This window comes from Streptomyces sp. NPDC001194 (assembly GCF_042896985.1).
In the GTDB taxonomy this organism is placed as follows: Bacteria; Actinomycetota; Actinomycetes; order Streptomycetales; family Streptomycetaceae; genus Streptomyces.
Genome location: NZ_JBIAXU010000006.1, coordinates 44,617 through 68,209 on the forward strand (window position 1 = coordinate 44,617; position 23,593 = coordinate 68,209).

A 23,593-nucleotide genomic window follows, 5' to 3' on the forward strand; every position below is an offset into this window, starting at 1 on the left:
TCACCTGTGACTGACGACATGTGGAGCTACAACCCCGACTCCCACTACACGCCCGGCACCAGCCTGGTCGGCTTCAAGGTCGAAGCCAGCGACGGGAGCATCGGCAAGGTCGACGAGGACACCGACGAAGTCGGCGCCTCCTACATCGTCGTCGACACCGGCCTCTGGATCTTCGGCAAGGAGGTCCTCATCCCCGCCGGCACCGTCGTCCGCGTCGATGTGAAGGAGAAGACGATCAACGTCAACCTCACCAAGGACCAGATCAAGGACTCCCCCGAGTACGACAAGGACAAGCACCGCGGCGACGCCGCCTACCGTGATCAGCTCGGCCAGTACTACAACCGCGACCACAGCTGAGCCCAGCCCGCCGTGCTGCGGCTCCCCACCACGCTCGGGAGCCGCAGCCCCGTAAAGGACCGGCGCGATCGTCGGGCCAGAGCCGAGTCAGGTCCGCGCAGCGGTTGCGCGGACCTGACCGCGTGTGCCTGAGAGCCGGCCGATGTCGCCGGCAAGGTTCGGCGACCTGCTGTTCGGGGCGGGCTGCACGAGGCAGCCCGCACGCGCCGAGCGCTACCCGGAGTCCGCGGTCCGCAGGGGGGTGGGGAAGATCAGGCCGGGTTGATGTTTTCGGCCTGCGGGCCCTTCTGGCCCTGGGGTGACGTCGAACGTCACGGCCTGGCCCTCCTGGAGCTCTCGGAAGCCCGAGGAGTTGATGGCGGAGTGATGGGCGAAGACGTCCGGGCCGCCGCCGTCCTGGGTGATGAAGCCGAAGCCCTTCTCCGCGTTGAACCACTTCACAGTTCCCGCGGCCATGTCTCATGCCTCTCACGACGTGCGGAAGGCGGAGGTGATCGCCCTGGTTCCTGCGGCACAGCACAGCAAAACGATCCTCGATTACCCGCACTGGCGCACCTACCCCTGGACGTGGGCCGCCCGCGTAGCACTGCAACGCGTGGCGGTCTCCGCACCCGGGGGCGTACCGGAGATCCTGAACAAAGTCGTGGACGGCAAGATCATCGCCATCGCTCCCCCGGCCACCGCGGCGCAGGGAGGAAACGGCCGCGCGGCCAGCGGTCAACCCTGACCTGTCCGGCGACGGAGCAGCGGCAGCTCGCACAATGGGAAGCCGCTAGTCCGTTTATTTCAGATCATCTGATCGTTGGTTGATGTGTGTCGTTACTGAGCTTTTCGTCTTGTTGTCGGGTGTCCGGAGGGTAGTGATCTTTCGGTATGCGGCTGAATCTGGTGGCCACCGTGTGACTGTTCCCGACGCCGAGATGCCCGTGGGGTGGATCCAGCTTGAGGCCGATACGAAGACTCAAAAGGGCCGTCCGGTCAGCGGAGGGCGACGGTGGTGCCGAGTTGCTCGAGGTATCGCACGGTACTCTCGAAATAGGTGAGCTCGCCTGCGGCGTCCACGCTCACCGAGGCCAGGGCCTGCCGGGCGATCTCCGAGTCGTGCCAGACAAGGGTGAATGGCCCCGGCAGGTTGTCCCCGCCGCAGGGGCAGCCCTTGAGCATCCCCCAGCACAGGTTGAGGTGCCAGCCGGGGCCTGCGACTGCTTCGCCGAGCGCGCACTTGAGGCCGGCGACGTCCGTGACGAACCGGCCGTCCAGATGACATGTGCTGCCCGCGTCCGCGCCGGGACTGGCCGAGGTGAAGCGCAGCCACTCCTCCCGCCCGCCAGGTGAGAAGCGGGCCCACGTGTTCCGTTCGCCCGGAGCACCCTCGTACCACGCATCCCAGACCGGGCGTGCCGCGAGCCCTGGCGGGTGTTTCAGCCCTTCGCGCAGGGACATGTCGATGAGGGCGCCCCCGAGCACAGACGGGCGGGAGTCGGCGATGTGGAGTGTGAGGCGTTCCTCGGTGCGGATCACCCGGCCGGTACGGTCCACCGCCCGGAGTTCCACCGGGTCGCCGTCCGCCCTCGGCCGGACGAGCCGTTCGAGCAGTTGCCCGGTCGGCTCGCAGCCAATGAGTCGCATCGGCGCCACCTTCGGGGCAGGCCGGTCAGCGTACAGGCCCTCGACTCGGCGGCACTGGCCGATCCGGCTGCCTGTCCCGTTGTTGATCTGTACCTCTGCGTCCTCGGGCTCCCGGACGGGGCCCGGACGGTCGGAGGGCTGACTCGGACCGGCCACCTCGGCCTCGATGAACACATCGAGCAGCAGCGGATCACTCAAGGAGGGACGGCTGCCCACAACGAGGACGTTCTCCAAGTCCCAGTAGTGCACCCAGTACCCGTCCCACGAATCCTTATGGTTGTCCGGGAACTCGACCGTGACGAACAGATCGCCGAGATCGACCGGCTCACGCGCCGACCGCTCGACGGCCTTCAGCAGCCGACCGGTCGGTGCACAGGCAACGAGGGTCAGCGATTCCCGCCTGGTCACGGGGTCCACGAACAGCCCGTCGGCGTTGGAGCACTGCGCCCAAAGCGTCTGCTCGCCGTCCCATTCCTCGCTGACCAGCAGATACCTGAGCGGAATGTTCCGGTTCCACGCCCAGTTGGCCTCTTCGAACTGCACATCGTCCTCTCATAGAGTCACAACCTGGCTCGACGATATGTCGGCCGGGGTGAAGCTGCTGAGAGTTTCAGCGGCGGACCGGCCGGTCGAGGGTCAGGCCCGTGCCAGCGAGACATCCGTCGATGAGGTCGGGCCGGAGTTGGATGTATCGCAGGCCTCGCCGGAGGGCGCTGGTGAGGTGGTCGGGATCCTCGAAGGCGACGTTCGCTGTCGGGCCGCGCCGCAGGACTGACCACACGCTCTCGACGGGGTTGAGGTCCGGCGCATACGGCGGCAGTTGGAACACGGTGAGCCAGTCGTGTTCGGCCGCGTACCGCTTCATGCCGGCAGTGCGGTGGGTGTTCAAGTTGTCCCAGACGACCACGATGGGGCCGCCGAGCTGGATGTGGGCCCGGACCAGCAGATCACGGTAGTCGGTCCAGGCGAAGCTCTTTCGGGCCCCTTTGAACGGCAGGTGAAAGCGGGGCCGGTAGATCAGCCGGCTCTTCTTGCCGGGCTTGTAGCAGCACAGAGTTGCTATGGAGATCCGGCGGCGTGACCTGCCGCGAACCCTCACGACGGGCGTGTGGCCGCGCCTTCCCCACGTGCGGGCGCGGGGCGGCGTCATCGCGAATCCGGCCTCGTCCTCGAAGAGGATCCAGGCCTCTAGCGCCGCCGCGCGACTTTTACCCGCGGCCACACCTCCCTCTTCCACAACTCCACCGCGTGCTCGTCGCGCTCCAGAGCTCTGCGGGCGGGTGCCTGCCACGACCAGCCATGCCGCTTCAGCAGCCGCCACACACTTGCCACCGACAGACTCATCCGGAGCCGGCGGCTGATCACCCTCTGCACTCGGACCAGGGTCCACCGCTGATCCTCGAAACCGTGCGCGGCCGGCCCCTTGGCCAGTTCCTCCGCCAGCACCACGAATTGGGCAGCCGAGATTCTAGGGACGCTCGCTGGCCCCGCCGAGCGCAGGGCCTCCAACCCACCCTCGCGCCAGGCCCGGCGCCAGCGTTCCACCGACCGCACGCTCACCCGCAGGTCCTTCGCGATCACCGCGGTCTTCTCACCCGCCGCGAACCGCCCAGCGGCCGCTAGCCGCACCTGTTCACGAAACGCCCGACGCTCAGCAGTCAGGCCCCCACCCTCGCCATAGCGCATACCACCGGCATACCGCAGGGATCACCCACCGTCACTACCCGAAGCCACGCCGAAAACCTCAGTAACTGATGCCCAGTGGGCACGCATCGAGCCACTGCTGCCGGACCGGACACCTCAGCGGGGTGGGCGGTGGCGGGATCACCGCCAGGTGATCGACGCGATCGCGATCAAGTACCGCACCGGGACACCGTGGATGGACCTGCCCGAGAACTTCGGTTCCTGGAAAGGCGCCCACAACCGGTTGCGGAAGTGGGCCGCGGATGGGACCTGGGAGAAGGTCTTCACCGCGCTACTCGCCCAGTCCGACGCTGAGGGCGACCTCGAGTGGGTCGTCGCCGTCGACTCCACGATCGTCCGTGCCCACCAGCACGCCGCCGGGGCCCGTCAAAAGGGGCCCCGGCCGGCGAGCCGCCCGACCATGCCCTCAGACGCTCCCGCGGCGGACTGACCACCAAAATCCACCTCGCCGCCGACAGCCGCTGCCGGCCGCTCGCGTTCGTTCTTACGCCCGGCCAGGCCGGTGACGCACCCGGATTCGCGCAGGTCACGGCCCGGCTACGGGTGCCTCGGTGGCGCGGCCGCCCCAGAATCACCCCGGATACGGCCTTGGCCGACAAGGCTTACTCGTCCCGGGCGATCCGTCGACATCTGCGGCGCTGCGGAATCCGGGCGGTGATCCCGCAGCCCGCCGGCCTTCGACCGCGAGGCGTACAAGCAACGGAACACCGTCGAACGCTGCATCAACAAGCTCAAACAGTGGCGCGGCCTGGCCACTCGCTATGACAAGACCGCCACCATCTACCTCGCCGGACTCCACCTCGCCGCCACCTTCATCTGGTCAGCCAGGTGATCCGAAGGAAACGCCCTAGCCCTCGGGGATCCGCCTCGGGAGCATGGCCCGCAAGACACTCGGCGCATCAGCAGGGTCGGCCAGCACGAGCGTGATGGCGGCGAGGGCAAGCACGTGCAGGGGCTGCCGAGGCCGTACGTCGTGAGCGGCTAGGCCACTACAGCCCCCGGGATGTACAGAACATCAGTGCCCGGCTTAAGGAGGAGAGCTTCGGCGTCGACGCCGACGAGCTGATCACCAGGCTGTGGAGGCTCGCCGAGGCGGGCAAGCTGGCTCCCCCACTTCGGTGACACGACCCGCTTCGGGGCTCTTTAAGCCGATGTCCTGCGCCCGGGGTGGGGAAGCCCGTAGCCGAGGGCCTGGGCAAGCCGCCTTTCGCGGGTGGTTTGCCCCGGGTCTCCCTGGGCTTGCCCAGGCGCTCAGGCTTGTCCGGCTGCCGGCTCCCACAGCGGCCGGGCACGGCCGGTCTCGTCGCAGTGGAAGCGCTGGCCGCCGCCGGGCGTGCTACGGGCCCCGATGGTGCCGACGGCCTGGCGCAGGAGCTGGGTGAGGCCGTGGATGTGGGCCGGGTGCAGGGCCAGTTCGTGCCGGGTGCCCACCACGATTTCCAACGCCTGCCCGGAAGAGCACGCCTGTCGTCCGGATTCAGGGCGGGCGCCAAATCCGCTACCAGGTCGTGCAGGTCGGCCGTGGTCTCTCCGCCTGCCAGCTCCACCCGCGCCCTACAGAGAAGTTTGATCCTCTGACGGAAGGAATTCAGGGCGCGATCATCTCACCTTCTTGTGCGATGTGAAATATCACATCGCACAAGGCACGTGGATGACCCGTCACGCACCGACGAAATACAAAGGAGAGCACGTCCCCATGAACCGCTTAGCCCTTCTCGCGGTCGGCGTTGCCGGCCTCACCGTTCTGGCCGCCGGCCCGGCCGCCGCTACCCCCGAGGCCGCCGCCGACCAGACCTTGACCACCTGCGGGAACTCGGGCCTCCAGGCAGGCCTGCTCACACGGCTGTGCGCGGACGTCACCGGTAACACGGTGCAGTTCTACGGCAGGGTCAGCCTCGCAGGGCCGCCCTCTCCCGGCAGCCCGACGCAGGCCACAAAGGAGCTGTCCACCACGCTGTCCGCCCAGGTCCTGGGCGCCGGCGCCCCGCCCCTCACGCAGGACAAGCCTGTCGTCTTCACCACCACGACGCTCGAGGTGCGCGGCCCGGCGAGCACCGTCCCCTGTGGCACCACGGTCCGCGGCACGTTCGGCGTGGCCTCCTTCCCCTGGACACCCCAGCCGGTCGTGCACGAGGTCACCCTCACCTGCTGACGCCCCGCCACCCGGCGGCCTCGCCCCAGCGGGCGCCGACGCGGCCTCCACCCGCACTGCCGCCACGCAACCGGCCCCGGGCCCGCTTCACACGGCAACCTGCCCCGCCCGGCTCTCACCTGGGCTGCTCCCTCTCACCGGAGGACAACCCTCGCCGCGAACGGCCTGCCGACGGGGGCGCGCCCCGCTCCCACGACACAAATTGCGAAGGCCGGCCTGGCGCCGCTGCGGGCGAGCCAGGTGAGCACCATGTCGGTCTGTAAACCCGGCCCGCACCTCTCCATGCGCACAGGTGGTTTCGCACTTGGCCCACGTGCACCGAGGGCATGTACAAGGCGCCCGGCCACAGCGATGATTCCTCTCCCCCACGGCACCGCTGTGGCCGCCACCCCAAAGCGGGCCTCAGGCGCCGACCCGTCGGGGCGGCCCCCGGCCCTGCACCCGCCAGGGTGTCAGGGCCGGGGGCCGCAGCATTCCGGTGGGCGCGCAGTCGACGGCCCCCGAGCCGGGCTAGCCGAGCCGACGCCCGCCCCGGCCGCCCACCTCCCGCCAGCAGACTTCACTCCCGGCCTGTGGAGCGGGTAGACGGACACGTCGCGCGGGCCCGCGCTGGATGCCAAATCAGCGTGACGGCCCGGCGCCCGGCACGCGCGGAGCTGTTGTGCCCGCCCTGATTCGTACCCGCATCGGCTGTGAAGGTGCTGCTGCCCATGAGGTCGACCGCAACCGGGCACTCAGACAACGCAGCCAACCGGGGTGAGGTCGTTATCCATGACGGTGCTGCTCCAGGCGCAGGACAGCGGCCACGAGCCTGGCCATCTGGACACTCTGCGCTGGCACCGGCCGCGAGCTGGCCTCGGACAGGCCGGCCGGGGTGTACCCGGGGAAGCCCAGAACGCCCGCACCGAGCAGGTCCAGGATCTCCTCGGTGCACAGGTGGGCATGGTCGTGACCGTCCCCGTCCCGGACCAGCAGGTCGAAGACGTCATGCTCATGCGCGGCCGAACTCTGCCCCTGCGGCCCGGCACAGGCTCGCCTCCATGTTGACCAGCCCGCCACCGACCATCAGGTCAGTGGCTATGACCAGGTACCCGCCCTCCTTCGTCGGCCAGGCCCGCATCCGCACGTGCACGGGGCGGCCGTTCACGTGGGGGAAGCGCCAGGCATGGTCGTCACGCACCGGGGTCAGCTGAGCAAGGGAAAGGAGAACAAGATCAGCAACGATCGGTCCTCTCAACGGGGCACGTGCGTCGCCGATCACGCTTGCCAGCCGGCCACGAGGATCTCAGCGGGTCGGCTTGCAGCACGATGCCTGCGGTCCCGGCCCGCTGGCCCTCTCGGCCGGCTCCCTGTCGGAGAGCCTCCATGAGGCGGTGGACGGCCTGCTCGCTCCCGGGGTCGCCGTCGGTGTGGTGGTGGTCAGTACAGGCCCATTCGGCGGGCAGTGTTCTCTCCGTGCTGCATCCGCTTGTGGGCGCCGTCGCCTAGGGCGGTGAGCACGCCGGCGACGACTGTTTCGATGATGGCCAGGGTAGGGACGAGGCTGTCGTAGGGGGATGGTGCGGCGACCTGGCTCGGCAGTACTACCTGTGCGTGCGCTGCGGCGGGTGAGAGCCATACGTCGGTGAAGAGGATGACCTTGCCACCGTGTTCCTGGACGAGTTCGGCGATGGAGACCTTGTCCGGCTCGTAGCGCCGGTAGTCGAACAGGACGAAGACATCACGTCGGTTCACCGCTGCGAGCTGCGCGGTGCGTTCGACGTCGCGGTCTGGCAGGAACCGGACGTCGTCGCGTACCTGCATGAGGTGCAGGCCGAGGTATTGGGCGAAGAGGTTCGTGAAGCGGCCGCCGGCGAGGGTGATGCGGCGTTTGCCGTCGGAGAGCAGTGTGATCGCGTGTTCGAGATCGTGCGGGGGTAGTTCGGCGAGGGTCTGGGCCACGGCGGAGCTGAAGAGGTTGCTGCCGCGCTGGAGGAGGGAAAGGTCCTCGGCTCCGTCTTGGTTGCGGCCGTAGTCGGTTGCCTCGTAGAGGGAGAGGGGGGAGGCGTTGCGTTCGTCGAGCTCTGCGCGGAGCGCGGTCTGGAAGTCGGGGAAGCCTCGGTAGCCGAGTCGGTTGATGAAGCGCAGGACGGTGGGGGTGCTGACGGCGGCGCGTTCCGCGAGGACGGCCATGGTTTCGAAGCCGGCGGAGGGGTAGCCGGCGAGCAGCACCCGTGCGACTTTACGTTCGGCGGGGCTGGCGTCGCCCAGCTTGAGGCGGATCTCGTCGGCGAGCGTGCCAGGGGCCATGCGCGGGCTCTTCCTTCGTGTGTGTGGGTGCTGGGGCGGGTCAAGGTCGAGCTTAGTGTCGGGCCTCGCGGCTGGGGCCGGCCGGATCCCCCGGATTCCGCCGGCCCTGTCGCCCGGAGTGCGTCAGGGCGGAGTCACTCCGGTGCGACGGCTATCCGCAGGCCAGTGACGGTTTGCGCGGTGGCGCCGTCGCTGGTCCAGGCGGTGAATCCGGGTTGCTTGGTAAAGGTGACGGTGAATCGGGGGCCGCTCTCGAAGGTGCTGGCCGTGGTGGTGCGCTGGGTGCTGGCGGTCAGGGCGCGGGCGGTGTTCAGGAAGGAGTAGGGGACGCCGGCAGGGTTGGCCGGTGAGTAGAAGACGTCCGAGTTGACCGGTACCGGTGAGGCCGACAGCGGGATCAGCGGCCATTTGCCGTCGGCGGGCAGGATCTGCCATCGGTTCGGGTCGTAGCGGTCGCCGCTCGAGAGGTAGTTGTAGCGGGCGCCGGTCAGGGACCATCCGGCCGGCGAATTGCTGGTCCGGACTTGGCGCAGGTCGAGGACGGCGACACCCTGCGGACCCAGAACACGCAGTCGCTCGCGGGGGGTGTTGGGGTCATCGACGATGAGCGCGGTGTTCTCTTCCAGCGCGTACACACGGTCGTGTCCCGTGTCGGCGGCCAGTCGCAGGGCCCTGCCTTCGCGTCCGTTGGTGCCGGTGTGGGTGTCGATCAGTCCTGAGCGCAGGAAGCCGAAGCCGCCTTCGGGGAGGTATCCGAGGCGGGCGGGGTCGTCGAAGTAGCCGGGGCTGCTGCCGTCGCGGAGTGCTTCGTAGGAGTCGCCTCCAGTGACCATGTCGGCTCCCGCTGCGATCTGCGCTCCGGCGCTGGATCCGGATACGACGGCCCCGGCCGCGAGCTTGGCCCGGATGGCGGCGAGAACCTTGGAATCGGTGTGCGCGGAGCCGTGGAGCAGGGTGGTGACATAGCGGTACTGGTCGCCGCCGCCGAAGAAGAAGCCGGTCATCGAGTTGACCTGCCGCACGACCTCGTCGGAGTCGGCGTTGGCGATGTGGTCGAGGTCGACGGGGATCCACTGGGCGTCGGCGGCGCCGTGCTGCTTGAAGAGCCCGGCGTAGTAGGCGCCGTTGCAGGCGGAGTTGCTGCAGTTGGCAGGGTCGTTCGCGTCCGGGTCCTGGCTGGCGGGGATCGAGGCGGCGGTGAGGACACCCATGCGCGCTTTCGATCCACCCGCACGCTTGATGATCTCGCCGTAGATCTGCGTGTTGTCGGCCTTCAGGCCGCCGCCGATCAGGACGAGCGAGCCGCGGCCGCCGGCAGGTGCGGAGCTCTGTGCATGGGCGGAGGGGGCGAGGGCGAGAGCGACGATGACAGCGGTGCTGCCCACCAGTGCGGTACGGCGGGCTCCGGTCGGGACGGGCATGAGGGTTGCCTCCTGTGGGTGGGGTCGGGTGGTGGCCGGGACCGCAGCGGCGGGTGGCTGCTGCGGTCCCGGCGCGGGTCGGCAGCCCGGTGCGTGGTGGGAGGGGCTGCCGGAGTGGGGTCCCGCACCGGGCAATGGCGCGATCAAACCGGTACGGGACGTCTGGGGAAGGTCAGCCGGTGCGGCTGTCGCCGAGGTCGGCGATGAGTGAGGCCAGGAGCGCGACGCGGGCCGGGACGGTGGAGGTGTCCAGCCATTCCTCGGGGGTGTGGTCGGCTCCGCCTACGGGGCCGAGGCCGTCGAGGGTGGGCACGCCGAGGCCCGCGATGAAGTTGGCGTCCCCGACACCTCCGGTCGCAGCTGCTCCCAGGCTGATTCCAAGGCCGGCGGCCAGGTATCTGGCCTGGTCGAACATGCGGCGTGAGGAGGGTGTGTCCTCCATGGACGGGCACAGGTCCAGCTGCTCGGCGGTCGCCGTGGTGCCGGCCACGGCGGGCCGTGCCGCGGCCGACTCGATCGCGGAGCGGGCTGCTGCGAGTCCGGCTGCGGTGGCCGAGCGGACCTCGACGCGCAGCTCGGCTTCCGGGCAGACGATGTTGGTGCGGCTGCCGGCCCGTACGACACCGACGTTGACGGTGACGTCGTCCCAGTGGCCGTTGAGGGACTGCAGGGCCACGACCAGGTGGGCGGCGGCCAGGGCAGCGTTCGCTCCGCGTTCCGGCTCGATGCCGGCGTGCGCGGCCCGGCCGGTGACGCTCACACGGAAGTCGGCCACGCCTTTGCGGGCGATGACCAGGTCGCCGTTCTCCCGGGCGCACTCCAGGGCGAGGGCGAAGTGGACGCCGCGGGCTGCTGCTTCGGTCATCGGGCGGCTCGCCGGAGAGCCGATCTCCTCGTCTGGGGTGGCGAGGAAGACGAGTTCTGCGTACTGGCTTGCCCGCGTCTCCTCCAGGATCTCCAGCGCGGTGATCCCGGCCAGCAGGCCCGCCTTGTCATCGCTGACACCGGGGCCGCGCGCCGTGTGGCCGTCGAGGTGAAAGGGCCTCGCTGCGGCAATACCGTCGTCGAAGACGGTGTCGAGGTGCGCGACGAGCAGGATGCGTCGTCCGCCCTGCTCGACCGGAAGGCTGCCCGCCTTGCGGGCGAGGATCATGTCGCCGACAGGGTGCCCGTGAGAGGAGGCGGGGGTGACGCGCTCGACGTCGAATCCGAGCCGGTGCAGCCGGTTCTGGGTCCAGTCGGCCATCTGGTTGACGCCGACGGGGCTGTAGGAGCCCGAGTCGATGGCCACCAGGGCAGCCAGGTCGGTCAGGTAGCCCTCCAGGCGGGCCTCGGCATGCGGGAGCAGCGGGTTGGTGTGCAGCTGTTCCCGCGAGGGGGCGGTCACAGGACCTTCGAGAGGAACGCGCGGGTGCGTTCCTGGCGGGGTTCGACGAGGACCTGGCGCGGGTCGCCGGATTCGACGACGACGCCGTCGTCCATGAAGACGGCGGTGTCGGCGACCTCGCGGGCAAAGCCGATTTCGTGGGTGACCACGACCATCGTCATGCCGTCGGCGGCGAGCCGGCGCATGACGTCCAGTACGTCTCCGACCAGTTCGGGGTCGAGCGCGGAGGTGGGTTCGTCGAAGAGCATCAGTTTGGGTTTCATCGCCAGGGCGCGGGCGATGGCGACGCGCTGCTGCTGCCCGCCGGAGAGCTGGGCCGGGTAGTGGCCCGCCCTGTCCCCGAGGCCCACCTGTTCCAGCAGATGGTGGGCCTCGTCCCTTGCCTGCGACTTGTCGGTCTTGCAGACGTTGACGGGGGCTTCCATGACGTTGTCCAGGGCGGTCATGTGAGGGAAGAGGTTGAAGCGCTGGAAGACCATGCCGATGTCGCGTCGTCTCTCGGCGACTTCCTTCTCACGCAGTTCGTGCAGCCTGGATCCGTTCTGGCGGTAGCCGACCAGGTCGCCGTCGACCGCCAGCTTGCCGCCGTCGACTCGGTCGAGGTGGTTGATGCAGCGCAGGAACGTCGACTTGCCCGAGCCGGAGGGACCCAGCAGACAGCACACCTGGCCGCGTTCGATGGTCAGGTCGATGCCCTTGAGGACTTCGAGTTTCGCGAAGTGCTTGCGCACGCCGTGGGCGTGGACCATGGGGACGCTCACGCACCCGCCTCCTTGGTGTTCTTCTTCGTGCGGGCAGGCTGGGCCAGTGCACCGGCAAGCATCCGGCGCAGGGGCGAGGTGTGGCCGCCTCGGTCGGTGCCGCGGCCGTAGCGGCGCTCCAGCCATGCCTGCGGGATGCTGAGCAGGGTGACCAGGCCCAGGTACCAGAGGCTGGCGACGACGAGCATGGGGATGACCTGGTAGTTCTGCGCGTACACGTCCTGGATGTTGGACATCAGGTCGTGCGCCGAGATGATCGACACCAGGGCGGTCATCTTCAGCATGTTGATCGTCTCGTTGCCCATCGGTGGGATGATCACCCGCATGGCCTGGGGCAGCACGATCCTGCGCATCGTCTGCGCGGGCCGCATACCCAGGGAGTGCGCGGCTTCGCTCTGGCCGGGGTCCACCGACTGGATGCCGGCCCTGACGATCTCCGAGGCATACGCGGCCTCGTTCAGCCCGAGGGCCAGCAGGGCTGCGATGGCCGGGGTGAGGAGGGAGTTCGTCTCGACCTGGAAGAAGGTGACGCTGGTGAACGGAATGCCGATCTTCACGTACTGGTAGAGGGCGGCGGCGTATCCCCAGAAGATGATCTGGACCAGCAGCGGGGTACCGCGGAAGAACCAGACGAACAGTGAGGACATCCCGTAGAGAACCGGGTTGGACGACAGTCGCATCACCGCGACCAGCGTGCCCAGAATGAGCCCGAGGGCCATCGCGGCCACGGTGAGCCACAGGGTGGTGACGAGTCCGGAGAAGATCAGGTCGGCGAACAGGAAGTGCCCGATGATCTCCCAGTGGAGATTGCTGTTCTTCGCCAGTGATCCGGCCACACCGATGAGTGCAGCAATGGCCGCGACGGCGGCGATCCAGCGGCCGTAGTGGCGCAGCGGCACGACGGTGAGCTGCTGGGGCGCGGGACGGTCGGTGTCCACGGGGACTGTGGTCGTGGTCATGTTTAGTCCACCGCCGCGTTCTTGGTGGCTTCCTTGACGGCGATGGAAGCAACCCCGTACTTGTCGAAGATCTTGGTGACGGTGCCGTCGTCGATCAGCGCCTGCAGGGCCTTCTGGATCGCGTCGCTGAGCTGGGGCAGCTTCTTGGAAACCGCGATCCCGTTCGGCGAAGCCCCGTAGCCGCCCGCGGCGGCCGGGTCGTCGACGACCTGGAAGGCGTTTCCGCCGTCAGCGGTCTTCGCGGTCCAACCCGCGGCGGGCTTGGTCTGCACCTGGGCGACGACCTTGCCCGAGCGCAGGGCGAGCTGCGCGTCGGAGTCCTTGGGGAAGGTCTGGATGTCGATCTCCCCCCTGCCCGCGGCCTTGCACTTGGCCTGGTGGTTCTTGAGGAGGTCGAGCTGGTTGGTCGCCGCCTGCACCGCGGCCTTCTTGCCGCACAGGTCATCGAGGGTGGTGATCTTCTCAGGGTTGCCCTTGGCGACCATGATCCCGGAACCGGAGACGGAGTAGTCGACGAAGTCGACGACCGCCTGGCGCTCCTTGTTGTCGGTCATTGCCGACATCGCCGCGTCGAACTTGCCGGCCTGGATCGCGGGCACGATCCCGTCGAACTTCTGCGGCGCAAAATCGAACTTCACACCCAGCTTCGCCCCGAGCGCCTGCCCGAGGTCGTAGTCGAGCCCGGTGAGCTCCGGCTCGCCCTCGGCCACGAACATCTCGAACGGCGCGTAGGGCACGTCCGTGGCCACGCGCACGGTGCCCGACTTCTTGATCGCGTCCGGCAGTGCGTCGTGCAGCGCGGTGTCCTTCGTGACCGCCGCACCTGCGACGGTGATCTGCTCAACGCCAGCGGACTTGGCGGCGTCGGCGGAGTCCGAACAGGAAGTGAGCGTGGCCAGCGCGGTCGCGGCCGTCAACGCAATGATCAGGTTTCGGGACAGACAGGTGTTCATCAGGCGTATGCCTCTCCGGTCTTCGGGCCGACGGGGCGTTCGCCGTCGACTGCAACACCGAAATTACAGAACTGGTTCGATGATGACTAGATGTATCGCTCGTTACATTGCAGTAACGGGGCACGGTTTGGACTGCAAGGCCCTCGCGGCCAAGCGATTGAGCGGCCTGAATCAACCGACCAGGGGAGAGGTGCTGCGTTTTGCGCGCTACAACTACCGTTCACTCAACTTGGCTTGTAAGTTCTGCTACTGCGCACCACCGCGACGGCGCAGCTCCCCCACGCGCCCCTCAGGGCATCGCCACGCCCTGCCCTCTGCAGATCCGCGCACCTCCCCCACCTCTCGGAGACTTCATGGACACACGATTCAGGCATGCCAAGCTGGCCTCGGCCGCCATGGCTCTGCTCACGCTGACCGGCGCACTCGCCTCCACCGGCAGCGCCGAAGCGGCCGGCACCCGCATACGCCTCGGCAGCCCTTCCGACGTCAGCCGCACCGCCTGGCAGGGCCCCGCCTTCACCATGAACGGCGACGGAAAGATCAACCCCGGATCCATGTCGGCCGCCATCGACGCCATCCGCGGCGGCACCGGCAGCCTCGACGTCGTCATCCTGGCCGGCTCCGCCCCCACCTCAGGCAGCGCCACCCCCGAATGCGACGCCGTCATGGCGCTGCCCGGCATCAACTCCTGTACCAGCTGGACCCTGACCGCCGCCTCCGACGGCAACAACAGCCAGGTCAACGCAGACATCCGCAACGCCGAGTTCGTGTACTTCGCTGGCGGGGACCAGTGCCGCTACGCCGCTTGGAAGGGCACCGCACTGGAAGCCTCCGTCGAATCCGTCGTCGCCAAGGGCGGCGGCTCGGGCGGCGGCAGCGCGGGCACCCACATCAACAGCCCCGTGGTCTACGACGCATGCCAGGGAAGCATCACCAGCGCCGAAGCCCTCGCCAACCCGTACGACAGCTACATCACCTTCACCACCGGCATGTTCGACTGGCCGAACTACGCTGGCGTCATCAACGACTCCCACTTCACGGCCCGCGACCGGATGGGCCGCACCATGGCCTTCGTCGCCCGCGCGATCAAGGACGGCCGGACCTCCGGCGGCAAGGCCTGGGGCGTCGGAGTCGAGGAAGGCAGCTCGCTGCTCCTCGACAGCAACGGCCAGGCCACCCTCTACGGCACCGAGGCCTTCATCGTGCTCGGCGACCACCAGCCCGAACAAGCCACCGCCGGCAAACCTCTGACGTTCTCCGGCTACAAGATCTGGCACCTCGGCCCCGGCCAGACCTACGACTTCAAGAACCGTCCCACCTGCGGCTACTACCTCCGCAACGTCACCGGCGGCGTCATCGACACCAACCCGTACAGCGGCACGCCGCAGACCACCTGCGGCACCCCGGGCGGCACAGTCCTCCTCGCCGAGGACGAAGCCAACGACACCCGGGCCACCGCCAACGACGCCACCGCCCTCACCTACCCCGCCTCCATCAGCGGCACCATGGCCTCCACCACCGACCGCGACTACTTCCGTGTCTCGCTGGCGGCCAACGAACGCCTCACCGTGCAGTGCGCCGTACCCGACGCCTACGACGCAGACCTCTACCTCCTCGACTCCAACGGCAGCACCCTCACCCGATCTGTCAACAACGGCCTGGGCGCCGACGAGTCACTCACCTTCACCAGAACCGCCGCGGGAAGCGCCACCTACTACCTCGAACTCGAGGCCTACCGCGGCTCGGGCACCCCCGCTTACACCTGCACCCTCACCAAGAACTGACACCAGCGCTGGACCGGCGTCAACCGGTCCAGCGCACGTGTCGCCGCGGAGGCCAGGGGGATGACCATCAGCGCGGCGAAGGTGGCCGCCAGGACTAGAGCGTGTTCGGCCCGGGAGACGACGGACGCCGATCAAGCAGAGGAACGGTCATGGCGGCGAAAATACCGCCCGCCGGCCAGCCGCCACCCGGCAATGGGCGAGATTGGCGCTATCGCGCCGCCACCCGCCGACCGGGGACCCCCGGGGACTCAATGGTGTGATCCTCCCGCAGGCGCGAGAACCACGGCCAGCTACTAGGTCGTGTCCGTAAAGTCCCGCCTGTCCCGCGACGCCCGGCACGCGCTCTCGGCGCACCGGGCGAAATCCCGAGTACGTCCAGTACAAGGGCTTCCGCCCGGCACGCCGAGAGCACGCACCGGACGCCGCGGGACCGCCCTTCGGGCGGACGGCGCTACTTTCCGGACACCCCCTAGCGGTTCCTGGGGAATGAGCGACGAGAGCGTGATCACGATCGGGATCCGGGGCCAGGAGAAGGCCGCACTCGGAGCCGCGCAATGGATCTCCGCCCTGTTCTTGTCGTCCGGGCCGAGCCGGCTGCGCCGTACCCCGGTAAGTCAGAGGTACAGCTGCCGGTGTCCGCGGACGTCAGCCGGGATCCGGGCGACGGCGGGTACCTCGACCCTGACGAAGCTGAAGGAGCAGGCTCGCTTCTTCGGTGAATCCGGCCGCCCACACGAGTGAGTTGTCCCCCGGGGCCTGTCAGGGTGGGTGTCGGGCACGCTCCACCGGCCTTTGGCCCTGCCCCTGTTCACCGCGGCTCCGGCCGCACACTCCGCTCCCACCGCCACGCCGGCACCCGCGACCGCCCTGGCCGCTGGCCCTGCCGGGCTGCGGGCTCCGCTACCGCTGTTCGAAGCCATCGACCGCCTGCCCGTCGCCGTCGAGCACCGCGAGGGCTACAAGCGGGACCTGTACAAGCACTGGAACAAAGGCCTGAACGCCGGGGACGGCTGCGACACCCGCAAGGAGGTCATCCTCGCCGAAGCCGTGGAAGCGCCGCAGGTCGCGACCGGCTGCAAGCTGACCGGCGGATCCTGGCGCAGCACGTACGACGACGACATCGTCGTCACCGATGCGGCTCGCCTCGATGTAGACCATTTTGTTCCGTTGGCGGAGGTTTTCGACTCGGAGCAGGTGCCGTGGCCGGCGGCGCGGCGGGAGGCGTACGCGAACGACCAGGCCTCCCCTGACACGCTCATCGCGGTATTCGCCGCATCCAACCGGTCCAAGGCCGACAAGGACCCCGCCGAGTGGCTGCCGTCCGACGGCTCCTACCACTGCACCTACGCCGCAACCTGGGTCGGAACCAAGCTCCGCTGGGACCTGGCCGTCGACGAGAACGAGCGCCAGGCCTCCTCGGACTCGCCGAGGACTGTCCCACCACCACCGTCGTCTACGAACCCGCCGTGTGATATCCGAATGGTGCTGCCTGCGCAATGCGCAGGCAGCACCATTCCACCGACGTTGATGGCACGACGATGGTCGGCCCCTGCTCGCCGTGCTCGACAGGTCAGGGTTGCTTCTGCTCCCAATGGCCGGCCGACAACACGACGGCTTCTGGGTCGCTCTCCCGGAGACACTCGTGGACTGCGCATTTCCGGTACCTGGAGGACCGCCCGACACGGATCGCCGGAAGGTGTCCGGTGTGCACGAGGCGGTACACAGCGTAACGCCCTGGCTTTCACCGCGTTGTACAGGCGGTCGGCTCGCCCGTGCGGTACGGGCAGGTCCCAAGAAGCCTGCCCGTAAGGCGGTCGCCGGGGATGTCGCGACCACATCCCCCGCAGCCCGACTCCTGTTGCTGAGGAACCTGGTTCGTGCGGCGGTGGGCGGTCCTCGCCTCACCCCGTCAAGGAAGGGGGTTAGTGCCATGGACGGTAACCCGGTGATCCCTGCGCGCATCCCGCGCCGTGTGGTGCTGGCCACGTGGGGCACGGCGGGTGACATTGCGCCCTACACCGGCCTCGCCGCAGGCTTGATGAGAGCAGGGCATGAGGTCGTGGTGGTGACGTCCGACCGCTACTCGGCTGCCTTTCGAGGCTTGGGGCTCACCGTCTGCGCCATGCTTTTTGACCGGCATGAAGCGGCGATCGGACAATTCACGTCCCGACGCGCTCGGACGAAGAACTCTCAGGAGATGGCAGTCATCGCGGCAGAGCATCTCCTGATGGTCGCGGGCAGGGGGGCGGACGTCCTGCTCGCCCATCCACTGCTCCACCCCCAGGCTGCCTTGATCGGCCGCGGGCTGGGGATCAGCTGCATTGGCGTCTACACCGTCTCCCACGCGATGATGCTCCCCCGTCTGGTGGCGGGAAATCCCCGGTGGCGCTACATGGCATCCGATGCGCTGGTCAAGGTCCTGCTGGCCCCGGTGTACAAGCCGGCTGCCAGCTACCTGGGACGGGAACTGGGACTTCCTGGGAGCGCGACGGAGAACTCGCTGCTTTCGGCCTCGCGGGGTTCCGTACGGTACGGGTTCAGCACCGTGTTGCTTCCGCCTCGTGTGCGGTTTCCCGCTCTGCACCGGGTGGTCGGTGCCTGGCAGCCCCACCGCGTTCCGCACTGGCAGCCCGAGGCTCGTCTCGTGGATTTCCTGGAGGCGGGGCCTGCCCCGATCTACTTCGGATTCGGGAGTATGGCGGGCGTAGATGTCGAAAAGCTCGCCGAGAGCATCACCCAGGTGGTGCGGCGTCTTGGTGTGAGGGCTGTCGTCCAGGGTGGGTACGCCGGGCTGGCAGGGCGGGGTGAGGACATCTTCAATATCGGGGAGTGTCCCCACGAATGGCTGTTCCCCCAGATGCGAGCAGCGGTGCATCATGCGGGGCCCGGGACGACTCATGCCTGCCTGCGCGCCGGCACACCATCATTGCCCGTCCCTGTCGGGTTGGACCAGCCTTTCTGGGGAGCCCGGCTGCATGCGCTGGGTCTCACATCGGCGGTGATCCCTCAGCGGCAGCTCAACGGCGACAACCTCGCCTGGGCCTTGGGCCGGCTGCTGGAGGAGGAGGGATACCGGGCCCGGACGCGTGACATCGGCAGGATGGTGGAGCAGCAGGACGGCACTGCTGTCCTTCAGGCGGAGCTTGGGCGGCCCGTTCCTGCCTCAGGCCGCTAGGGGACGTCTTGCCGATCATGCCGGGCTCGCGGCGGCGGGCACCGCGCCTCGCCGCGTTGTCCTCGCTCGCCGACACACCACGTCGCCTCCCTCGTCCGCCTTGCGATCCACGGCACCCACCACCGCTCCCTGACCCGGCCTGATCAACAAAACACCCCCTACTGATCTTTTCGTAAGTTCGGTGGGTGTGGTGGGTGGATGGTGAGTCCGGTGTGGGTGAGGAAGGACCATGGCAGTTGTGGGTTGTGGTTGATGCGGTGGATGCCGTGTTCGGTGGCGTCGGCTACGTCTGCGAGGTGGTCGCCGGCGAGGTTGGCGAGTTCGCGTTTCTTGAGTGAGGACCACAGCAGTTCCACCGGGTTCAGCTCCGGAGCGTAGGCGGGTAATCGCTCCAGGGTCAGCCAGTCCTGTTCGGCGACCCATGCTCGCATCGCCCGGCTCCAGTGAGCGGACAGTCCGTCCCAGACGAGGATCACTCTGTCCCCGCGGTAGAACGCCTTGATCTGTTCGAGGACCTCAATGAGGGCGGTCGTGTCGTAGCTGCCGGGCTTGAGGTGGAAGCACAGGCGGGGGCCGCGGTCGGGGTCGGTGGCGTGGTAGCCCAGGGCCGCGGCCATTGAAGCGCGTTTCCAGTTCAGCCGGTGCCGCAGGAGCGGGGTGCGGCCGCGTGGTGCGTAGGTGCGGCGGACTTGGGGGAGCAACGAGACGCCTGATTCGTCGAGGAACACGATCCAGGCACGTGTGTTCACCGCCCCTTTTTGATGCGCGGCCATTCGCGCGCGATCCAGCGGGCGATCTCGGACTCGTCCCGCTCCACCGCCCGCCGCTCAGGGCGTTGCAGGCTCCACCCCAGCCGGCCGGTCAGCAGACGCCACACCGACGCTCGCGACAACGACACCTGCGTCACCCGCTCGACCACCACGCCGACCCGCTCCAACGTCCACAGATCAGCCTCGAATCCATGCGCCTGAGCACCCCGCTCCAATGCGGTCCGCACCTCTTCCACCTGGGCGTCGTCGAGCTTCGGCCGGCGACCGGGGGCTGGCCGCCGCCGCAGTGCTTGGGCTCCGCCGTTCTCCCAGGCCCGTCTCCACCGCCGGACACTCTCCGCATGCACCCCCACCATCCCCGCGATCTCGATGTTCGAGCAGCCCCGCCCGAAAAACTCGACCGCACGAACACGCCGAGCTTCCGCCAACTCAGGCCGCTTCAAAGGAGGAACAAGAGAACCGGACACACCAGACGAAGACTTGTAAGACACCCCGACAGCCTCCCACCCACAACGCCGCCACATCCACTGAATCAACGAAAAGATCAGTAGTGACCTGAGTCAGAGATTCGGTGGCAGTAGGCCGCGACTTTGTCGAGGATCTCGTCGGCTGTCTTCGTCCAGATGAAGGGCCTGGGCTGCTCGTTCCAGTCGGCGAGCCAACCCCGGATGTCGCGTTCGAGGGCCTGGACGGAGCGGTGGACCCCTCGCTTGAGCTTCTTCTGCGTGAGCTCGGCGAACCACCGCTCCACCAGGTTCAGCCACGACGCACTGGTCGGGGTGAAGTGCAGGTGGAACCGGGGGTGGGCCAGCAGCCACCGCTTGATGTCGGGCGTCTTGTGGGTCGCGTAGTTGTCCAGGATCAGGTGCACCTCAAGGCCGGCCGGGACTGCCTTGTCCACCTTGGCGAGGAACTTCTTGAACTCCGCTGCCCGGTGGCGGCGGTGGAGCGATCCGATGACCTTGCCGGTGGCGACCTCGAGGGCGGCGAAGAGGGTGGTGGTGCCGGCCCGGATGTAGTCGTGGCTGCGGCGTTCGGGAACGCCGGGCATCATCGGCAGGACCGGCTGGGACCGGTCCAGGGCCTGGATCTGCGACTTCTCGTCCACGCAGAGGACCAGGGCCTTCTCCGGCGGGTCGAGGTAGAGGCCGACGACGTCACGGACCTTGTCGATGAACAGCGGGTCCGTCGACAGCTTGAATGTCCGTGACCGGTGCGGGGCCAGCGCGAAGGCCCGCCAGATCCGCGAGATGCTCGACTGTGACATCCCCGTCGCCGCGGCCATCGAGCGGGTGGACCAGTGGGTGGCGTTCTTCGGTGTTTCCTCGAGGGTCTTGACGATCACTCGCTCGACGTCCGCGTCGGTGATCTTCCTCGGAACACCGGGACGCGGTTCGTCGCTCATGCCTTCCAGGCCGCGCTCGAGGAACCGCCGCCGCCAGGTTCGGACCGTCTCAGGAGCGATCCCGAGACGGCGCGACACCTCCGCGATCGAGTGGCCCTGGGCGCACTCCAGAACGATCCGTGACCGCAGGGCCAGGGCCTGAGCGGTCGTGCGACGCCGGACCCACCCCTCCAGCACGGCCCGCTGGGCATCGGTCACCGGCAACGGCGGGATCTTCGGTCCAGGACGACTCACACCCAACCAACGACGAATCTCTGACTCAGGTCACTAGCCGTGTCTTTCGGATCAGGGCGGATCAGCCCGGGGTGTCCGGTGCCATGCATCGCAAGGCCGAGGAGGGAGCCGACGTGGTGTGTCGGCGACCGACGAGAACGCCGCGAGGCGCGGTGCAGGGCAGCCCGGGCCCGCCATGATCCGAAAGACACGGCCTGCTTCCCTTGCCGTTGACGCGCGAGCGGGCGGCTCGGGTCATGGAAGGAGTTCGACGGCGCTGTGAGCCACGGTGGCGAGGGGCTGGTTGTCGAGGAAGAGGGTGACGGCGGCTGCGAAGTCCGCATCGCGTTCGAGGTGCAGCAGGTGGTCGGCGTGCTTCATGACGAGGAAGGTGCAGCCGGCGATGGTTGCGGCTACGGCGCGGTTGTCTTCGACGGTGGTGGCGGTGTCGTGCTCGCCCACTCCCACGAGGGCGGGGACACCAGTCAGACCGCCGGCGGGAAGCGCGTTGGACAGGAGGAGCGACCCGCGGTCGAAGACGTAGCGGACCAAGGGGTCATGCGGGGTTGCGGTGAGCTGGGCGAGCATGACGCGGGCTGCGGCCTTGAGGAGCAGGTATTTTTCAGCCGCTTGGGTGTTGGTCAAGGCCTTCACGAGTTGGGCTGCGGCATGGTGTCGGCGTTCGGGTGAGGCGTCGGTCGTAGTGGTGGCTTCGCGCTGCAGGCCTTCTCGGATGAGCGCGGCAAGGTGCGGGCGGGGTTGGGGGGCTGCGCCGAAGAGCATCAGGTGGCTGATGCGGTCGGGGTGTTGTTGGGCGAGCCGGTAGCCGATGGGGTAGCCGGAGGAGACCGCGAGAACCGCGAATCGGCCGATGCGCAGTTGGTCGGCTGCGGCCAGAGCGGCGTCGGTAAGGTCGTCCCAGGTCAGGTGCGTTCGGGTCTGTCCGGGAGAGCGGGCGGGCGGTAGGTCGGGGATGAGGAGTCGGCGGTCGGGGACCCGGTGTTCCAGGCGTGTCCAGGAGTGGCGGCTTTGGAGGCCTCCGCCGAGCACAAGCAGGGGTGGTCCGCCCGGCGTCTGGGTGCGTGGGGTGAGGACGCGGCAGGGGTAGCCGGCCTTCTCCCACGCGATGTGGTGGTCGCGGGCGTCGCGGCCGGGCAGGACAGGTGCCGGTTGGGCGTGGTGGGTCACGCGGTGGCCTTGCGGTGCTGTTCGATGAAGTCGGCGAGCTCGGTGAGGGTGGTGTTGGCCGACAGGTCCGCTTCGGCGATCACGATGCCGTGGTCGTCTTCGAGGATCATGGACAGGACGGCGATGGCCATGGAGTCGACCCCGGCTTGGGCCAGGGTGGCCGTGGGTGTGACGGGGGCCGCGGGCAGTCCGGCCTTCTGTGTGAGGGTGTCGATGACGATCCGCAGCATGTCGCTCATGGGTTCTCCATAGATCGGCGGCAACCGGTCGGCTGGACGGTGTGCTGGTGGGTGCTCAGGGCGTGGCCGGTTCGGTCAGCGACCTCGTCCGGGGTTCCGCCGCCGGCGTACGGCCGGCCGCGGTCGTTGCCGGGTTCACAGGTGCGCAGTGAGCCCCGGGGGCCAGGTGGCGGTGGTCGCTGCCCAGGACAACCCGCTACCGAAGGCCACCAGGAGGATGCGTTGGCCCTCCTTCAGCGTTCCGTCCCGGGCGGCCTGGGCAAGGAGGATGGGCAGCGAGGCCGCGGCGGTATTGCCGACGCTGTCGATGTTGGAGGGCATGCGGTCCGCGGGGAAGTCCAGGGCGGCGGCCAGCGCCTTGGAGATCGCCGCGTTGGCCTGGTGTGCAATGAGGAGGTCGATGTCCGAAGGATCCCAGCCGGCAGCAGCCCGCGCCGCGGTTGCGGCTTGCTTCATGCGGCGCACCGCGTTGCGCAGGACCTCGCTTCCGTGCATGTGCAGGTAGAGGTCCGCGCCGTCGGTGTCGGCTGCGGAGCGTTGGCGTGCTCCGCCGGCGGGGATGGAGATCGTGTCCGCGAGCGTTCCGTCGCTGCCCCAGATCGTCGGGCCGAGGGTGGCTTCCTGGCCGGGGCGCGCGCGGCGCAGCACGACGGCTCCGGCTCCGTCTCCGAAGATGGGGGCGGTGGCGGAGTCGGCGGGGTTGACCATCGTGGAGGTACTCTCGGCGGCGATCACCAGGACGGAGCCGGCGGTGCCCGCCGCGATGAGCCCTTTGGCGAGTTCGCAGGCGTAGAGAAAGCCTGAGCAGCCTGCGTTGATGTCCAGGGCTGGGGTGCCGGTCATGCCCAGCCGGCTGGCGACTTCGGGGGCTCCGGCGGGACAGAGCCGGTCGGGGGTGGTGGTGGCCAGGATGACGGCATCGGTGCGCTCCGTGTTGGCGGAGGTGAGCGCTCGGGCGCCTGCTTCGGTGGCCAGGTGGACGGTGGCATGGCCGTCGGTGATGCGGTGACGCTGGGCGATACCGATGCGCCGTCGTACGAAGGCGTCCATGCCGGGGGCCATGAGGTCCGCGTTGCGCACTACGGTGGGCGGCAGCCAGCATCCGAGCCCGGCCACGACGGTCTGTGTCATCTTGTCCCGATCTCAGTGACGCTGGTTCGGATTTCCCCTGCGGTCGGCAGGGGTCGGGCCGGCTGCTCCTCGACGT

Annotated in this window: 22 protein-coding genes and 3 pseudogenes; 7 read left to right on the top strand and 18 right to left on the bottom strand. The window is 68.5% G+C overall.

Annotated features, from left to right (window positions below):
* The first annotated feature begins 6 nt into the window (after nucleotides 1-6).
* Nucleotides 7-357 carry a PRC-barrel domain-containing protein gene (locus tag ACFY1T_RS15970; protein ID WP_390788652.1) on the top strand — a complete coding sequence of 117 codons (351 nt, stop codon included), beginning with the start codon at nucleotides 7-9 and terminating at the stop codon, nucleotides 355-357.
* A gap of 251 nt (nucleotides 358-608) precedes the next feature.
* Here ACFY1T_RS15970 and ACFY1T_RS15975 read toward each other — a convergent pair.
* Nucleotides 609-813, bottom strand: a pseudogene (locus ACFY1T_RS15975) (cold-shock protein).
* Between ACFY1T_RS15975 and ACFY1T_RS15980 the strand changes: the two are divergent.
* The gene (locus tag ACFY1T_RS15980; protein ID WP_390788653.1) at nucleotides 812-1,084 is read left to right on the top strand and encodes a hypothetical protein; all 273 of its coding nucleotides are present in this window, start codon (nucleotides 812-814) and stop codon (nucleotides 1,082-1,084) included. The pseudogene ACFY1T_RS15975 and the gene ACFY1T_RS15980 sit on opposite strands and share 2 nt — an antisense overlap.
* 251 nt (nucleotides 1,085-1,335) lie before the next feature.
* Here the strand turns inward: ACFY1T_RS15980 and ACFY1T_RS15985 are convergent, their stop codons facing one another.
* The 3 genes from ACFY1T_RS15985 to ACFY1T_RS15995 form a co-directional block, all read right to left on the bottom strand.
* Nucleotides 1,336-2,529 (bottom strand): hypothetical protein, encoded by a 1,194-nt coding sequence (locus ACFY1T_RS15985; protein WP_390788654.1) that lies wholly within the window; start codon nucleotides 2,527-2,529, stop codon nucleotides 1,336-1,338.
* Between the two features lie 67 nt (nucleotides 2,530-2,596).
* On the bottom strand, nucleotides 2,597-3,136 hold the full coding sequence (locus tag ACFY1T_RS15990) for a transposase (RefSeq protein WP_390788880.1): 540 nt from the start codon (nucleotides 3,134-3,136) through the stop codon (nucleotides 2,597-2,599).
* Between the two features lie 38 nt (nucleotides 3,137-3,174).
* Nucleotides 3,175-3,672: a winged helix-turn-helix domain-containing protein gene (locus tag ACFY1T_RS15995; RefSeq protein ID WP_376137103.1), complete on the bottom strand. Its 498-nt coding sequence runs from the start codon at nucleotides 3,670-3,672 to the stop codon at nucleotides 3,175-3,177.
* On the opposite strand from ACFY1T_RS15995, the pseudogene ACFY1T_RS16000 reads away from it, so the two are divergent.
* A pseudogene (locus ACFY1T_RS16000) lies at nucleotides 3,671-4,522 on the top strand (IS5 family transposase). The gene ACFY1T_RS15995 and the pseudogene ACFY1T_RS16000 overlap by 2 nt on opposite strands.
* Nucleotides 4,523-4,941: 419 nt before the next feature.
* Here the strand turns inward: ACFY1T_RS16000 and ACFY1T_RS16005 are convergent.
* Nucleotides 4,942-5,121, bottom strand: coding sequence for a hypothetical protein (locus tag ACFY1T_RS16005; protein ID WP_386051454.1), 180 nt, complete (start codon nucleotides 5,119-5,121; stop codon nucleotides 4,942-4,944).
* Nucleotides 5,122-5,386: 265 nt separating this feature from the next.
* Here ACFY1T_RS16005 and ACFY1T_RS16010 point away from each other — a divergent pair, with 265 nt between their 5' ends.
* Nucleotides 5,387-5,842, top strand: a complete 456-nt coding sequence (locus tag ACFY1T_RS16010; RefSeq protein WP_385993041.1) for a hypothetical protein — start codon at nucleotides 5,387-5,389, stop codon at nucleotides 5,840-5,842.
* Nucleotides 5,843-6,833: 991 nt separating this feature from the next.
* Here ACFY1T_RS16010 and ACFY1T_RS16015 read toward each other — a convergent pair.
* From ACFY1T_RS16015 to ACFY1T_RS16045, 7 genes are all read right to left on the bottom strand, one after another.
* Nucleotides 6,834-7,022 carry a hypothetical protein gene (locus ACFY1T_RS16015; protein ID WP_376136951.1) on the bottom strand — a complete coding sequence of 63 codons (189 nt, stop codon included), beginning with the start codon at nucleotides 7,020-7,022 and terminating at the stop codon, nucleotides 6,834-6,836.
* 239 nt (nucleotides 7,023-7,261) lie between these two features.
* Nucleotides 7,262-8,131 carry a MurR/RpiR family transcriptional regulator gene (locus ACFY1T_RS16020; RefSeq protein WP_390788655.1) on the bottom strand — a complete coding sequence of 290 codons (870 nt, stop codon included), beginning with the start codon at nucleotides 8,129-8,131 and terminating at the stop codon, nucleotides 7,262-7,264.
* Nucleotides 8,132-8,265: 134 nt separating this feature from the next.
* Entirely contained in the window at nucleotides 8,266-9,552 is a 1,287-nt protein-coding gene (locus ACFY1T_RS16025; protein ID WP_390788656.1) for a cyanophycinase, read from the bottom strand.
* 172 nt (nucleotides 9,553-9,724) lie between these two features.
* Nucleotides 9,725-10,939, bottom strand: coding sequence for a M20/M25/M40 family metallo-hydrolase (locus tag ACFY1T_RS16030; RefSeq protein ID WP_390788657.1), 1,215 nt, complete (start codon nucleotides 10,937-10,939; stop codon nucleotides 9,725-9,727).
* Nucleotides 10,936-11,688 (bottom strand): amino acid ABC transporter ATP-binding protein, encoded by a 753-nt coding sequence (locus ACFY1T_RS16035; protein ID WP_376136952.1) that lies wholly within the window; start codon nucleotides 11,686-11,688, stop codon nucleotides 10,936-10,938. Before ACFY1T_RS16035 ends, ACFY1T_RS16030 begins: the two co-directional genes overlap by 4 nt.
* Before the next feature lie 8 nt (nucleotides 11,689-11,696).
* Nucleotides 11,697-12,659, bottom strand: coding sequence for an amino acid ABC transporter permease (locus tag ACFY1T_RS16040; protein ID WP_229333973.1), 963 nt, complete (start codon nucleotides 12,657-12,659; stop codon nucleotides 11,697-11,699).
* A 2-nt stretch (nucleotides 12,660-12,661) separates the two neighbouring features.
* Nucleotides 12,662-13,612 (bottom strand): ABC transporter substrate-binding protein, encoded by a 951-nt coding sequence (locus tag ACFY1T_RS16045; protein WP_389024377.1) that lies wholly within the window; start codon nucleotides 13,610-13,612, stop codon nucleotides 12,662-12,664.
* Nucleotides 13,613-13,965: 353 nt separating this feature from the next.
* On the opposite strand from ACFY1T_RS16045, the gene ACFY1T_RS16050 reads away from it, so the two are divergent.
* The 3 genes and pseudogenes from ACFY1T_RS16050 (at nucleotide 13,966) to ACFY1T_RS16060 (ending at nucleotide 18,571) form a co-directional block, all read left to right on the top strand.
* Nucleotides 13,966-15,396 (top strand): pre-peptidase C-terminal domain-containing protein, encoded by a 1,431-nt coding sequence (locus tag ACFY1T_RS16050; RefSeq protein WP_390788658.1) that lies wholly within the window; start codon nucleotides 13,966-13,968, stop codon nucleotides 15,394-15,396.
* 792 nt (nucleotides 15,397-16,188) lie between these two features.
* Nucleotides 16,189-16,868 (top strand): annotated as a pseudogene (locus ACFY1T_RS16055) (DUF1524 domain-containing protein).
* 458 nt (nucleotides 16,869-17,326) lie between these two features.
* Nucleotides 17,327-18,571, top strand: a complete 1,245-nt coding sequence (locus ACFY1T_RS16060; RefSeq protein ID WP_390788659.1) for a glycosyltransferase — start codon at nucleotides 17,327-17,329, stop codon at nucleotides 18,569-18,571.
* A gap of 158 nt (nucleotides 18,572-18,729) precedes the next feature.
* Here ACFY1T_RS16060 and ACFY1T_RS16065 read toward each other — a convergent pair whose 3' ends face one another.
* The 6 genes from ACFY1T_RS16065 to ACFY1T_RS16090 all read right to left on the bottom strand — a co-directional run bounded on the left by ACFY1T_RS16065 (nucleotide 18,730) and on the right by ACFY1T_RS16090 (nucleotide 23,517).
* The gene (locus ACFY1T_RS16065; protein WP_390788660.1) at nucleotides 18,730-19,320 is read right to left on the bottom strand and encodes an IS630 family transposase; all 591 of its coding nucleotides are present in this window, start codon (nucleotides 19,318-19,320) and stop codon (nucleotides 18,730-18,732) included.
* Nucleotides 19,317-19,832 carry a winged helix-turn-helix domain-containing protein gene (locus ACFY1T_RS16070; RefSeq protein ID WP_390788661.1) on the bottom strand — a complete coding sequence of 172 codons (516 nt, stop codon included), beginning with the start codon at nucleotides 19,830-19,832 and terminating at the stop codon, nucleotides 19,317-19,319. The genes ACFY1T_RS16065 and ACFY1T_RS16070 overlap by 4 nt, the downstream gene beginning before the upstream one ends.
* A gap of 53 nt (nucleotides 19,833-19,885) precedes the next feature.
* Entirely contained in the window at nucleotides 19,886-20,986 is a 1,101-nt protein-coding gene (locus ACFY1T_RS16075) for an IS630 family transposase (RefSeq protein WP_390788662.1), read from the bottom strand.
* Nucleotides 20,987-21,214: 228 nt separating this feature from the next.
* Nucleotides 21,215-22,147 carry an alpha/beta fold hydrolase gene (locus ACFY1T_RS16080; protein ID WP_389024385.1) on the bottom strand — a complete coding sequence of 311 codons (933 nt, stop codon included), beginning with the start codon at nucleotides 22,145-22,147 and terminating at the stop codon, nucleotides 21,215-21,217.
* Nucleotides 22,144-22,386 (bottom strand): acyl carrier protein, encoded by a 243-nt coding sequence (locus ACFY1T_RS16085; protein WP_376136913.1) that lies wholly within the window; start codon nucleotides 22,384-22,386, stop codon nucleotides 22,144-22,146. Before ACFY1T_RS16085 ends, ACFY1T_RS16080 begins: the two co-directional genes overlap by 4 nt.
* A 135-nt stretch (nucleotides 22,387-22,521) precedes the next feature.
* On the bottom strand, nucleotides 22,522-23,517 hold the full coding sequence (locus ACFY1T_RS16090; RefSeq protein WP_376136914.1) for a beta-ketoacyl-ACP synthase 3: 996 nt from the start codon (nucleotides 23,515-23,517) through the stop codon (nucleotides 22,522-22,524).
* Between the last annotated feature and the right edge of the window lie 76 nt (nucleotides 23,518-23,593).